The sequence below is a fragment of the Streptomyces sp. NBC_00989 genome (assembly GCF_045162655.1).
In the GTDB taxonomy this organism is placed as follows: Bacteria; Actinomycetota; Actinomycetes; order Streptomycetales; family Streptomycetaceae; genus Streptomyces.
The window spans coordinates 11,400,706-11,413,520 of record NZ_CP108728.1 but is presented as its reverse complement, the minus strand read 5'-3'; the positions used below and the strand labels follow the sequence as shown (position 1 = coordinate 11,413,520).

The 12,815-nt window shown below is 70.0% G+C and carries 14 protein-coding genes and 1 pseudogene; 5 read left to right on the top strand and 10 right to left on the bottom strand.

What is annotated here, in order from left to right:
• Nucleotides 1–6: 6 nt before the first annotated feature.
• Complete coding sequence (locus OG714_RS51505) at nucleotides 7–588, bottom strand: ester cyclase (RefSeq protein ID WP_406131397.1); 582 nt, start codon at nucleotides 586–588, stop codon at nucleotides 7–9.
• Nucleotides 589–704: 116 nt separating this feature from the next.
• Here OG714_RS51505 and OG714_RS51500 point away from each other — a divergent pair, with 116 nt between their 5' ends.
• The 5 genes and pseudogenes from OG714_RS51500 (at nucleotide 705) to OG714_RS51480 (ending at nucleotide 4,116) form a co-directional block, all read left to right on the top strand.
• Nucleotides 705–1,325, top strand: coding sequence for a TetR/AcrR family transcriptional regulator (locus OG714_RS51500; protein ID WP_406131396.1), 621 nt, complete (start codon nucleotides 705–707; stop codon nucleotides 1,323–1,325).
• An 82-nt stretch (nucleotides 1,326–1,407) separates the two neighbouring features.
• A pseudogene (locus tag OG714_RS51495) lies at nucleotides 1,408–1,683 on the top strand (transposase); the annotation flags it as partial.
• A gap of 196 nt (nucleotides 1,684–1,879) precedes the next feature.
• Complete coding sequence (locus OG714_RS51490) at nucleotides 1,880–2,464, top strand: dihydrofolate reductase family protein (protein ID WP_406132227.1); 585 nt, start codon at nucleotides 1,880–1,882, stop codon at nucleotides 2,462–2,464.
• Nucleotides 2,461–2,874 carry a VOC family protein gene (locus tag OG714_RS51485; protein WP_406131395.1) on the top strand — a complete coding sequence of 138 codons (414 nt, stop codon included), beginning with the start codon at nucleotides 2,461–2,463 and terminating at the stop codon, nucleotides 2,872–2,874. Before OG714_RS51490 ends, OG714_RS51485 begins: the two co-directional genes overlap by 4 nt.
• Before the next feature lie 750 nt (nucleotides 2,875–3,624).
• Nucleotides 3,625–4,116, top strand: coding sequence for a hypothetical protein (locus tag OG714_RS51480; RefSeq protein ID WP_406132226.1), 492 nt, complete (start codon nucleotides 3,625–3,627; stop codon nucleotides 4,114–4,116).
• Here the strand turns inward: OG714_RS51480 and OG714_RS51475 are convergent.
• From OG714_RS51475 to OG714_RS51435, 9 genes are all read right to left on the bottom strand, one after another.
• Nucleotides 4,083–4,448, bottom strand: a complete 366-nt coding sequence (locus OG714_RS51475) for a hypothetical protein (RefSeq protein WP_406131394.1) — start codon at nucleotides 4,446–4,448, stop codon at nucleotides 4,083–4,085. The genes OG714_RS51480 and OG714_RS51475 overlap by 34 nt on opposite strands.
• 580 nt (nucleotides 4,449–5,028) lie before the next feature.
• Nucleotides 5,029–5,883 carry an ABC transporter permease gene (locus OG714_RS51470; protein WP_406131393.1) on the bottom strand — a complete coding sequence of 285 codons (855 nt, stop codon included), beginning with the start codon at nucleotides 5,881–5,883 and terminating at the stop codon, nucleotides 5,029–5,031.
• Nucleotides 5,880–6,827, bottom strand: a complete 948-nt coding sequence (locus OG714_RS51465) for an ATP-binding cassette domain-containing protein (RefSeq protein WP_406131392.1) — start codon at nucleotides 6,825–6,827, stop codon at nucleotides 5,880–5,882. The genes OG714_RS51470 and OG714_RS51465 overlap by 4 nt, the downstream gene beginning before the upstream one ends.
• Before the next feature lie 104 nt (nucleotides 6,828–6,931).
• Nucleotides 6,932–7,498, bottom strand: coding sequence for a GNAT family N-acetyltransferase (locus OG714_RS51460; protein WP_406131391.1), 567 nt, complete (start codon nucleotides 7,496–7,498; stop codon nucleotides 6,932–6,934).
• Nucleotides 7,499–7,621: 123 nt separating this feature from the next.
• Nucleotides 7,622–7,753, bottom strand: coding sequence for a hypothetical protein (locus OG714_RS51455; RefSeq protein WP_406131390.1), 132 nt, complete (start codon nucleotides 7,751–7,753; stop codon nucleotides 7,622–7,624).
• A gap of 72 nt (nucleotides 7,754–7,825) precedes the next feature.
• Nucleotides 7,826–8,626: a nitroreductase family protein gene (locus tag OG714_RS51450; protein ID WP_406131389.1), complete on the bottom strand. Its 801-nt coding sequence runs from the start codon at nucleotides 8,624–8,626 to the stop codon at nucleotides 7,826–7,828.
• Nucleotides 8,626–10,374 carry a hypothetical protein gene (locus OG714_RS51445; RefSeq protein WP_406131388.1) on the bottom strand — a complete coding sequence of 583 codons (1,749 nt, stop codon included), beginning with the start codon at nucleotides 10,372–10,374 and terminating at the stop codon, nucleotides 8,626–8,628. Before OG714_RS51445 ends, OG714_RS51450 begins: the two co-directional genes overlap by 1 nt.
• Before the next feature lie 11 nt (nucleotides 10,375–10,385).
• Nucleotides 10,386–11,078 (bottom strand): hypothetical protein, encoded by a 693-nt coding sequence (locus tag OG714_RS51440; protein WP_406131387.1) that lies wholly within the window; start codon nucleotides 11,076–11,078, stop codon nucleotides 10,386–10,388.
• A 68-nt stretch (nucleotides 11,079–11,146) separates the two neighbouring features.
• The gene (locus OG714_RS51435) at nucleotides 11,147–12,502 is read right to left on the bottom strand and encodes a YcaO-like family protein (protein ID WP_406131386.1); all 1,356 of its coding nucleotides are present in this window, start codon (nucleotides 12,500–12,502) and stop codon (nucleotides 11,147–11,149) included.
• Between the last annotated feature and the right edge of the window lie 313 nt (nucleotides 12,503–12,815).

Below are 12,815 nucleotides of genomic sequence, written 5' to 3'. Positions count from 1 at the left end.
AGTGGTTCACCGCGCCGTCCCCGTGCCTTCTACATCCTGCGCGGCCTCTGCCGCGCGCGTTGAGACGGCTGCCGCCGCGCGCCGGTCGCGGCCGGTGAGCTTCCAGCCGGCGAGCCGCGCGATGAGGGCAAGGGTCGGCGGGAAGGTGCCGAGCTGGCCGAGCATGGTCATGTCGTCGCGGACGGCCTCGTGCCTGATCACCTTCCCGTCGTGCACGGTCAGTACGTGGATCTGCTCGTAGTCCAACTCGCGGCCGGTCGGCGGCATGACCCTCTCCATCGCCCCGTCGTGGAAGAGCACGAACGGTCCGGTGTGCCGCCCCTGCATGCGCACCCGGGCGAACACTTGTCCGCGCTCGTCGTCGACGCCCGTGTCGAGGACGGGGAAGCGCAGGTCGGTGAACGCCGAACGCATCCAGGCACTGGAGGCGAGCACCCCGGCCGGTCCGGGGATCGCGCAGGCGGCGGGAGAGTTGACTGCCTCCCGGTTGTGGAAGTCGGCGTGGACGACGTCCGCGGCGAGCGCCGGGTCACCGGTCTCTATGACCCTGAAGAGGGAATGCGCGCTGTCGGTGGCGTTGCTGCCCATGAGAACTCCGCGGTTGTGGGTCAGTGGACGAGATGCCTCGCCGAATTAGCTCCAGCAAGAGCCTATTGAATAGGGCGACAGTACATCCAGGAGGTCCGGCAGGTATAGTGACGGCCATGCCGACCAAGCGCGCCTACGCCTCCCCGCTGCGGGAGAAGGCGGCGGCGCAGACGCGGGAGGTGATCCTGCGGGCCGCGACGGAGTTGTTCGGGCAGCGCGGCTACGCGCTGGTGACGGTCGCGGACATCGCCGCCGCGGCGGGCGTCTCGCCGAAGACCGTGTTCGCGAGCGTCGGCAGCAAGCGCGAGATCATGGACCACATCATCGACGCGGGCGTGGTCGCGGGTCGCTGCGACGAGGCGATGGAGCAGTTGCGGCAACTGCGTACACCGCGCGACGTCCTCGCGGCGCTGGCGGCGGGCACCCGCTTCGGCAGCGAATCACAGTTCACGGTGCACGAGGCGATCCGGCTGGCGCTGCCCGTGCACGAAGACGGCGCGGCACTGTGGGAGCGGGCCACCCGCAGCTCCCGTGCGGCGATGAGCGACACGGCACACCACCTGCACACCCTCACACCGCGCCCGCGCTACGCGGCGGCGGAGACCGCCGACCTGCTCTGGCTCTGGTTCGGCCCGCACGGCTGGCGCACCCTCGTCGCCGACGCCGGGTGGTCCTGGGACAGCGCCGAAACCGCGATCCGCGAGACAGCCATCGCGGCGCTCTACGGCGACTGCTGACCTCAGGCCTGCGGGGGGGGCTGCCCAGCCAAGGACGAGTCCCGCCGAGGCCGCCGCGAGGCTGCATCCGTAGCCGGCTGAGCTGCTGGCGTTCTACGACTTCCCGACCGAGCACTGGATCCACCTGCGGACCACGAATCCGATCGAGTCGACCTTCGCGATCGTCCGGCTGCGGACCAAGGTCACCAAAGGGGCCGGCTCCCGCGCGGCCGCCCTGGCGATGGTGTTCAAGCTCGTCGAGTCCGCCCAGGCCCGCTGGCGAGCCGTGAACGCACCCCACCTCGTCGCCCTCGTCCGCACCGGAGCCCGCTCCGAGCGCGGCCACCTCGTCGAACGCCCCGAGAGCCACGCAGCCTGAACGACCTCGATTCATCCACAGATCTTGACTGCAACTCCCCCGCGCCCCCGCCCGCGCGCCGTCCTGGGCAGCAGGGTCGGCGCGTCAGGCCGATGAGTTTGCCAGTTGACTGAAGTCTTCCTCGTGACCTGCCCGCCCCGTCGGCGGATCAGGAAGCGGCGAGTCCCGGTGTCATGGAGGAGAGATGGAGGCCAGGATGCACAATCCGATTCGGTTGTACATGTCGATGTCGCTCGACGGCTACATCGCCGGGCCAGGCGATCGGCCAGGTCAGGAGCTCGGACGCGACGGCGGCCGGCTCTTCAACTGGCTCGACGACCGGGAATCCGACGGCCCGAGCGGCCAGGTCTACCGCGAAGCGCTGGCCACCGGCGCGGTGATTTCCGGCCGACGGACCTTCGAACTCGCGGGGCGCTGGCAGGGCGACCATCACGACGGCGTGCCGATCCTCGTCCTCACCCACCAGGTGGATGACGGGGACGTGCCACCCGGCCACGCGCGTTTCGTCACCGACGTCGAAGAATGCGCCCGTCAGGCTCGCGCCGCCGCCGGGGACCGGCCGGTCATGGTCCATGGGGCGGAGGCGGCCCAAGCGCTTCTCCGAGCCGGGCAGATGGACGAGATGGAGATCCACCTGGTGCAGGTCCTCCTCGGGGACGGCCGACGACTGTTCGACCACCTCGGCGATGATCACATCGAACTCGACCTCGTCCGACGGCTCGAGGACCGAGACGTCACGCACCTCCGCTACCGGGTGCGCCGACCCGGGGAGACCGCATGAAAACGCTCTTCGTCTCCTACCGCGTCACCGACCTGGACCGCTCGCTCCGTTTCTACACCGCCTTGGGCTACGCCGAGCTGGGCAGGGTCGAGGCCGGCGACGGGAACCGTCTCGTGATCCTCAAGTTCCCCGGCGAACCGGCGTCCTCGCTCGAACTGGTCCATCGTCCCGCCGATGGACGCGTCGACGTGGGCAGCGGAATCGACCACCTCGCGATCCAGGTGGACACGCTGACTGTCACCCTGAAGACGCTGGCCGAAGCCGGTCTGGAGCCGGAGCCTGCCCAGTATCCGGGCGGCCTTCACGGCCCGAAGACGTCGTGGCTCACGGACCCGGACGGTTACCGGATCGAGCTGGTCGAGTGGCCGTTCGGACATCCCGACGGCATCACCGCAGCAGACTTCTCCTGAGATGGTCACGGTGAGCAGGGTGGCGACGCTCCCCTCGGCGCGGCCGCAGCGCAACGCGCCGCGTCATCCCCACCCCATCCACAGATCGTGACGATTGCTCCCGAGCCCGGTCCACCATCGCCAGCCAGCTCTACAACGCCAAGGAACCGATGACGCTGTTCGAGCTGCAAGCCTGGCTCGGACACCGGTCTCCGCAATCCACCCAGCACTACTCGAAGATCACCCCGAACATTCTGGCCAAGGCGTATTCCGAGGCAGGCTACTTCGAACGGAACGTCCGCACCATCCCTGTCCGACCGGGACGCGGTCGCCTCCGGCGCCGCCGCGACCGGCGAACCCTGGCAGCACTACGACCTCGGCCACGGCTACTGCACCTACACCTTCTTCGAACAGTGCCGGCACCGCATGGCCTGCGCACGCTGCGACTTCTACACCCCCAAGGACTCCACGAGAGCCCAACTCCTCCAAGCCAAGGGCAACTTGCAGAGAATGACTGCCGTGATCCCGCTCACCGACGAAGAACGCGCGGCCGTCGACGACGGCCAGGCAGCTGTGGACCACCTGCTTGACCGTCTGGCCGACATTCCGGCACTCCGACACCCGCAGGCCCGACACCACGCGAACTTGACGTGCCGGCCACCGCACGCCTTCTGCCACTCATCGCCGTCCGGCAGGGCAGCGCAGCGCAGGCCCAGCATCGCGCTGATATCGGAGTGCGAAGTGGCTCGGGAGAGTGTCACAGTCACTGTCGTGACCTTGATGAACGTACTCGTCGGCTTCTCCCGCACTGGCCGGCTCGGGCCCCTGAACTGCGGAATGTCCCTGGCTGAGGCTGAAAACCTCCTCGGCCCGGGGCACCCGCACCCCGCCCACATCATGAAGGGGCCCGATATCGACGGCTACCCGTACTCCTGGGACGGACTTGGGCTGGTGATCACCCAGCGGGCCGTCAGCGGGATCTGGATCAACCTCCGGCCCGGCTCGACCGCCAAACTTCCGCCGCTCGTCCTGCCTGATTCCGAATCGTTCGAGGCCACCGTCCTCCGAGAGGAGCTGGTCGCCGCCCTCGACGGCGCTGGCTGCCGGCATGCGGTCAACACCACTCTCACATTCGGCGAGCAGTCGAGCATCCTCACCCAGCCCGCTGACGTCTGCGCGGTCTTCGGCCTGCCGGGACGGGACAACCACGTGCCGCACCGTGATCGGCACTACCTCGACGTGATGCACAAGCACACGGCTTGACACTGCTGATTCCACAGAATGATCTTGTTGTTGTGGCCTTCGACGGCGCCGGAGCAGTAGCGCAGGCTGAGGCCGGCGACGGCGGCGTCGAGGTCCTGGCCGAGGCCGTTGACGAAGCTGTGCAGGGCGTCCAGGCCGTCGGCCTGGACGCGGTCGATCCGCTGGTGGAGGTGCCGGCCTTGCCGGTTGTTCGTCAACTCGGCGCATGCCCGGATGTGTTGGGCGATCTGCTCCAGCTCCGGGCAGCGGGCCTGGACGGCTTTGAGCTGCTGGGCCTGGTCGCCGTTGAAACGATCGAGGTGCCGGGTGATCCAGCTGGTCACGTCCCTCACCGAGGGATTCTTGCGGGGCGGATCGTCGTGGGGGCAGGCTTCGCGGAGCTTTCGCACGTACTCCTTGACGACCCTCTCGCCGCCTTCGTATCCGCGCTCCCGGAGCTCCTCGGATACAAGCTGTCTTGGTCGACTGCCTGTACCGACGAGCTCAGTTGTCCTGCGTCAGAAACCCTACAACTGGCTTGCGTGACCTGCGAAAACGCTAACTACCCGGCCTTGGGGAAGACCCGACAGTTCAATCAAGGACGGGTAGACAAGCACACGAAGCTCCTGGCGGACACAGGTGATCTTGGTCCGGAACCCGTGTACCAGGAGCTTCGTCGTTCCGCAGGACTGTCCAACTCGCGTTCAGCACCGCGAGGTTGGACAGGGCCCACTTGCGCGCTTCTTGTGCCGCGCCCTGCCACCCGAAGGCGCACCCTGCTCGCCGACGAAGGGTAGAGACAGGCGAAGTGTCGCCGTACGCCGGCGCGAGTGCGGCCGGCTGTCGCGGTTCGGCCTGGTCGCTCGACTCGGCGTGCTTGGCGCGGTGATCGAGGAGCCGGCCCCCGTCCGGGACCAGGCCGGGGGCCTCGGTTCAGAGGCCGGGGCTGAACTTTTTTACGGCCAGGGGGAGGCAGACGGCGATGATGACGGCGCAGTAGGCGACGAGGGAGATGACCGGGTGCTCAAGTGGCCAGCTGCCGCTGGATTTCGTGCCCTGGGCGACCTGGCGGACGGCGGCGACCAGAACGGCGATCGGGTTGTACTCGGCGATCGTGCGCGGGATCACCTGCATTCCGGAGATGGGGACGTAGGTGCCGCCGAGGAACGCCAGCGGGAACACGACGCCGTAGCTGATGCCCTGGATGGCGGTTGGGTTGCGCACGATCGTGCCCAGGAGTACTCCGAAGGTCGTGAAGGCGAGCAGGCCGAGCAGCAGCAGCGCGACCAGCCCGGACCCGGTGACGGCGTTCAGGTGCGGGTGCCAGCCGAGGGCGAGGCCGAGGCAGGCCACGACGGTCATGCTGGCGATCTGCTCGATGATCTGGGCCACGATCTGCGCGGTGATGACGGCGAGACGGGTGATCGGGAGGGACGTGAGCCGGTCCACGACGCCTAGGGAGAAGTCCGTGGCGGTCGCGACTCCCGCGCTGATCCCGCCGAAGGCGATGGACTGCGCGATCAGGCCGGGCAGCAGGTAGTCCTGGTAGCGCGTTCCGGGGATGTGAATGACGCTGCTGAAGACACTGACGAACAGGGTGGTGTTGAGGATGGGTTGGAGGCTGACGCCGCTGATGCGGGTGGGCACCCGGGCGGCGGTGCGCAGGCCACGGGCGACCAGCAGGGCACTCTCGCGCAGGAAGCGCCAGGTGCGGAAGCGGCGCAGGAGCATCCGCTGGTGGGTCACCGGCCGGGGCGGGACCGGGCGCCGCGCAGCAGGGGCGGTCATGTCCTGTCCTTGGCCGGATGACCGGTCAGGGCCAGGAAGACGTCGTCCAGGGTCGGGCTGCGCAGGACGATTTCATCGACGCCCACGCCGCTTTCCAGCACGGCCCGGGTGACTGCCTCCAGGTCCTCGGCCGCGCGCGGGGCGGGTACCTGGAGCAGCAGCCGTTCCGGAACGTCGGTGAGGGCGAACCGGGGTGCGAGGGCCTCCCGCAGCCGGGCGAACCCGTCGGCATCCGTGGTGGTGACGTCGACCCGCTGGTGGCCGACGCGGTTCTTGAGTTCGGCCGGGGTCCCGCTTGCCGTTGCCCGGCCGTGTTCGAGCAGGACGATCTGGTCCGACAGGGCGTCCGCCTCGTCCAGGTACTGCGTGGTCAGCAGTAGCGTGACGCCTTCGGCGACCAGTTCCCTGACGGTGGACCAGACGATCTGGCGGCTGCGGGGGTCCAGGCCGGTGGTCGGCTCGTCGAGTACCAGCACGCGGGGTTGGACGACAAGGCTTGCCGCGATGTCGACGCGGCGGCGCTGGCCGCCGGAGAGCGACCTCACGTGTTGGTCGCGGAACTCCCCGAGGTCGAAACGGTCCACGAGCCAGTCGGTGACCTTGACCGCCCCGCGCTTGCCGTGACCGCGCAGCCGCGCCATCAGCAGCAGGTTCTCCCGCGCGGTCAGGATGTCCTCCAGCGCGGTGAACTGTCCGGTCAGGCTGATCATGGAACGCACCACTGCCGGCTCGGCGGCGATGTCGTGGCCACACACCCGTGCGGAGCCGGCGGTGGGCCGGATGAGGGTGGCGAGCATGCGCACGATCGTTGTCTTGCCGGCCCCGTTGGGGCCGAGCAGGGACACCACCGTGCCGGCGGGAACGGTCAGGTCGAAGGCGTCGACGGCGGTGAAGTCGCCGTACGTCCTGGTGAGTTGGGCTGCCTCCACGGCAGGATGGGTCATGGGTACCGCTCTCCTCTGGCGGACACCACGTACCCGCGTTCCCTGCGTCGGAGCCGGCCTGCGTCCGAGGCGGCCCCGTGCCGGAGCCGGACCGTGCCGCTGTCCTACGGACTCTGCAGGTCCTCGGGCAGCACTGCCGCGACCACGGCGTCCCTGCGCTGTCCGTCGGGGCCGGAGAGCTTTCCCCTGGCCGTCCCCTCGTGGCGGAAGCCCGCGCGCAGTCCGGCGTAGTGGACCGGGCTGTTCTCGAAGTCGGCGAACGCCTCGATCCGGGTCAGTCCCAGTTGCTCGAAGCCGAACCGGCAGACCAGGCGCAGGCCGGCCACCGCCGTGCGCAGGCGTCGGGCAGGCGCGTCGAGCAGGAACGCGATCTCCGCGCTCTGGTAGAGCTCGTTCACCGACAGCAGTTCCGCCTCACCGATGAAGGTGTCGCTGGTCTCGTCCGCCAGCACGAAGACCGCGCGCTGTCCACGCCACATGTCCGGCGCCGTGTCGATGAAGCTCTGGGCGTGGGCGGCCGTGTAGTCGGGGGGTACCGGCATGAAGCGGCGGACCCGGTCGTCACTGAACGCGCGGACCAGACCGGCCAAGTCGTCCTGGCGCGGCGCCCGCAGGCGTATACCGTCCCCGGTCAGCGTCGGAATCGTGTCGAAGGTGCCCGGAAGCCGCATGGAACAAACTCTCTTCTTCGTCGGTCGCCTGCACTGGCGCGGGCCGTGACGCCGTGGCGCCACGGCGTCACGGCCCGCTGCCGGAAGGAGGGATCACCTTCTGCCGGCAACTACAGGTGTTGCTCAGGTGCCCACCGGCGGCGTGGTGCCGCAGCTGGAGCTGCCCTTGCTGTAGGACATCGTGTTGTCCTCGCGGACCTCCGCGTACAGGAACTCGTCCGTCTCGAAGGTGCTGTCGCTAGCCATTTCGTTCATTGTCGTTCACCTCCTTGAGAGGTCTTGGGGGCTGCGCCGCCGGTAGCGCGGCGCAGGTCTGTGATCCGTCAGTCAGTGCCGGACGGAAGCGGTGGCCGGATCGCGCGGTGGCGGGTCCGGGGCGGCGGTGCCGAGGGCCAGGGCGACCAGGGGCCGGCGGCTCAGCGGGTCCAGCCGGGCAGTCGCGGAGAGTTCGGGGCTGGGCAACGTGGCGCCCAGAATCGCCGCGCCGTACCCGCGCCGGGCCGCGGCCAGCCAGCCGGCGTACGCCGCGGATCCGGCCCTGCGCAGCAGTCGCGGGTGCCCGGGGGCGCCGTGCCGGTGCCAGGCCGCTCCGATGCTGCCGACCATCAGGATCAGGACGGGCGCGCTGGCGAACTGCGGGCCGGAAAAGAGGCAGTTCCATCCCTGGGGTGTGAGCGACCCGTACCGGTAGAGGGAGTTGAGGGAGTCGGGGGCGGGGTCTGCCCCGTTGAGGGCCGCCGGGTCCGCGCCGTAGACCCCGGGGGCGAAACCGGTGGCGCGGCGTACGACCACGACCGGCGTCAGGCCGTTGCCGGCCTGGGTCTCGCCGGGTGCCGTGCGGGCATCGTGTTCCCGGGCCGCGGTCAGCGCCGCGGCCAGGACGGTACCCGGCAGGGGCGTGGGGGCGAAGTCCCGTACCGTCCGGCGGTCGTCCAGCACGGCCCGCGGGGACCGGAGCGGGGGTGCCGGGGGCGGCAGCGGGTACGAGTCCGCGGTGTCGGCGGGTAGGCCTGGGCGCAGACGGCGCGGGACAGGGCCGACTTCGCCCGCAGGCCCGGCCTGGTAGGCGCGGAGCAGGTCTTCGAGCAGGTGCTGCGCGGTCGCCGGGAGCGGGAAGGTGTCTGCCATCACGACTCCTCGGGGTGTACGGATCCGGTGCCGGTGGTCCGAGTCAGGGACAGGACCGCCGTCACGGGTTCACGGCCGGTGTCGATCAGGAAGGCGTCGGTGAGGGCTGCGAGGTCCGGCGCCGGAAGGTCGTCATGCAGCGTGACCCGGTGTCCGAGCAGATCTGCGACGGTCTCGATCTGGGTGAGTGCCACGCCTGCGTCCAGGCAGGCGAGGTGCAGTGCGAAGGGGCCGTACTTGCGCTGGATCCGCGGTACGTCACCGGTCATCGCCAGGACGGCACCCGAGGTGTGCGGGCCGGTCAGGAAGTCCACGGCGGGCAGGTCCGCGAGCCGGGCGAGGGAGTGGGCCAGTGCGTCGTAGCCGTAGGCGCCATCGGCGAGTCCGGCTATGCCCCATGCGGCCAGGTACAGGCACGGTGAGCCGAAGTTGCCGCCGCTGGGGGCCCAGAAATCAAGGTTCTCCCGGGGGCCGCGGGGGCCCGCGGTCATGCCGAGCAGCAGCGCGAGGTCGGCCAGCGCCGGTGCCCCTGGGCCAGCCGAGGCACCGGCGTCGGGCGCGGGGCCCCACGGGGTGCCGGGAGTGGGCAGGGCCGGCAGCGGAACCAGGGCGGCGCTGGGCCACTGGCGGCGCTCCTTGGCCCAGTCCCGGAAGCGGGGGTCCAGGGACTGCAGACGGGCCTTGGGAGTGATCCGGTGCAGTGCCGGCTTGCTGATCGCCTGGTGGTACCGGGCCGCGACGGTTACCGGGTCGGCAACGGGGGGCCGGTCGGTTACCGCGGCCGAGGGCGCGTCCGCCGCTGCCGGGGCCGAGGGTGCGTCCGCGGCCGACCGCGGATAGCAGGTGGAACAGGACAGGTCGGCGGTGGGCATGGCCCGTTCGGTTGTCCATGCCTCAAGGTCGTAGCGGGTGGCACCGTCCGGGGAGTGAGCGGGTGGCACACGGGCGAGCAGGGCCAGGACCTCACGGCAGGCCAGGGCGCCGTGGATCCCTGTCCAGGGGTCGGCGGCGCCGGGGGGCGTGGTGTTGGCCGCGCTGCCCAGTTCCAGGCGCAGACAGCTCAGGCACAGGTCGAGTTCGGGTGTCAGCAGCGGGCCGATCACCGAGACCGGTCCCGCGACGAACCAGGGCAGCACTGCCACTGAGTCGCGCGCGTACGCCTCGGACAACCGCTCCGCCTGGTCCCCGGCGAGGTCGTGGGGCCCGAGCAGGACCACCGCCAGGTCGGCCGGGCAAGGTTCCTGACGTCCCGTCACCACGGTTCCCATACCGGCTTCGCGCAGGGCTTCGGCCAGTCCGGACAGCTGTGGTGCGGGGCCGTGCAGGACCACCCGGGCCGTCGCCAGCCGGCCCATGGTCCGCCCGGCGTGAGAGTCCACCCAGGTGGTGGCGCCGAGCCTGGCCAGCGCCTGCGCCGAGGGCGTGCCGACGGGTGCGGAACTGCCCTCCTCCAGCAGTCCGCGGAGATGGAGGAGAGCCAGCACCCGTTCGATCAGTGCGACCTCTCGGCCGACCGCCTCGGCAAGCCCGGCCACGTCGTGGGCCCCGTCCAGCAGCGGAAGCAGGCGCGGCAGCAGGGTCCGGGTCGCCGGGCCCCGCAGAACCTCGCGTTCGGGCCCCCCGTCGAACTGGATGCCGTCCGGCAGGTTCACGAATCGGATGCCGTGGCGCAGCCGGGGCAGGCGCGGCGTGGCCGGCAGCGGGTCACGGTGCAGGTGGTGCGCGGCCGTACGGGCGCTCACGGACATGGTCGGGCTCTTCACCGGGCCGCCTCCGAACCGGCGAGGCGAGCCGTCCAGGGCGCCGCGGGGAACTGCTGGGCCAGGCCGGCCCAGGTGTCGGCGCCGCGGTCCGGGCGGCGTCGGCAGCGTGGGCAGGCGTGCACCCCGATCACCGGGTCACGGCGCACGTCCCCGGACACTCCGTCGTAGGCCGCGACGGTTCCGGCGAAGGCGTCGGGGCCCATGGCGACCAGCGCCTCGGTCAGGCCGCGGGCCATCATGAGGTCCGAAGGAAGCCATCCAGGCACCGTGTTCGATGGGTCGACGGCGACGCTGTGCCACCAGGCCGGGGTGTCGCCGACCTCCCAGTCATGCTGGAGCCGCCGCCGCAGGAAGCAGTGGTAGCAGGCGGAACTGCCCGGTGTCACGACGGGCCCCAGCCGGACCCCGCGGGGCGTCAGGACCAGGGGCGCCCAGGTGAGCGACCACTCGAAGGCGAACTTGTCCACGTCACGGAAGTAAGAGACGTCCTCACGGGCGCAGGCCACGACGTGGCATCGCGCCCGGGGCCACGTGGCGGGGGCCTCCGGTGTGGTGTCGGTCCCGCTGCCGGTTGCCGCGGTGCCCGCCCGGGCCGCCGAGGAGGAGCCCGAGACGATCCTGTCGCCGCCCATAGGTGACGCCACGGCCTCGCCCCACTCGTCGAGGGCTATCAGGTGAAGTGGTGGCACATCCACGATGCGGACCTCCGGGGCTGGGCGCTGGCGCGCTCGCTGACAGGGAACGGGGATAGCGGTCATCACGCGAAGGGTTGCGGCATCGGGTTGATGTCCGTACCGACGCGCTCGGGATAACCCAGCCGTTCAGGGGCATCGAGGAGCCGGGGATGGCCGAGGTAACGGCCGTCCTGGTGGAAGGAGAGAGGGACGAGTTGGGGGACGAAGACGCGGACCGCGTGGAAGCCGACATCACGTGCCTCGTCGGTGGTGACGTCCACCGCCACCGCTTCCATGCCCCGGCGGCGGAGTTGCTCGACCACCAGGTCCGGATCACGGGCGGCGTCACCGCGGGCGAGCACCGGCATGTCGGACAGGCGCGTGCGCCGCGTACTGGACAGGAGGAAGTCGAAGGCGTCCGCGCGCTCGGGCCGGCCCATCCAGTGGGCACCGTCCAGTACATCCCGGAAGTCGTCCACGTCGGGGGGAACCTCGTGGTCGACGTGGAGCGCGATCCGGTAGGCGATCACCTCGCGCAGGACCTTGGCGAGTACCTGCTGGGGGTCGGCGCCGGTGGCACACGCCACCATCGTGGCCGCACGGGAACTGTGCGGTGCGCGGCCCACCAGGTAGATCGTGGGGATACCGAGGTCGGAGGTGGCGTCGAAGACGACGGGATCGGCCAGAACGGACCGGCGGTAGCGCTCCAGCATCTCCCGGGCCGGCTCGCCGAGTTCGGACGTGCGGCTGATGTCCAGCTGCGGCAGCGGCAGACGGCGCAGCCACACGGTGCTGATCATGTCGCGTTCGACGCATTCGCACAGTGCGTGCGTCACCGCGGTGCGCAGCTCCCCGTGGACGGCGAAGCCCGTGCTGATCGGATGCCAGATACGTTCCGCGGGTCGCTGCGGGGGACAGCCCATCCAGGCCACCACCGCAGGGACGTACACGGGACATCGCCGGGTCAGGGACCAGCCGCGCACCCACCGGATCGGGGCGGTGGGGTCCGGCGGCAGCAGCGGTTGGCCAGGGCTGGCGAACTCTTCGGCTGACAATCGGGGTAACGACGACAAATCGAGTGCCGCGTCACCGAGTTCCTCTGCGCTGGCCCGGATCACGACGTCAGGGTCCTGGGCCATGGTGGCGCAGTAGCGTTCCAGCATTTCCGCGAGGGCGAGCAGCCGCGCCCGTTCGGGAGTGTCCGCGGTTCCCGCCGCGGTGAAGTCCTCCGATGCACCGACCTTGGAGCCCCGGGTACGTACCGCCGCACCCGCCCTGTTGAGGGGGTCCGCGTCGAGCAGGCCCAGAACCTGGCCCGCCAGCGTCCCGTACGCCGGCACGGTGGGCTCCCCTGGGGCGTACGTCAGCTCCCGGACCTCGCCGGCCACACCGTAGGGGGAGATCAGACTGCCGAGGTTCTCCAGCACGTCGTTCGGCACTGTCCCCCTCCCTTCCTCAATGAATTCGTTCGGCGAATGCATACGCCGTGGATCGGTTATCACCGTATTTCCGCGACCGCAGCATACTCACATAATTGACGTGCTCCGGAATAGATTCTTTCTAGGGTCCGGCAACCCGAGTCACGCAACAACACACCGGTGACGGGCACCAGAAGAGCATTCGCTCTTGAGGGTGTCAAGTCCCGCATTTTGGCGGGCACTTAGCGCGGATGCCAAAAAGCGCCGCGCGGTTCCATTACGGCGCGTCACAGAACGATGACACGGCCACGAAGCACCGGCGATATCCGTGTTT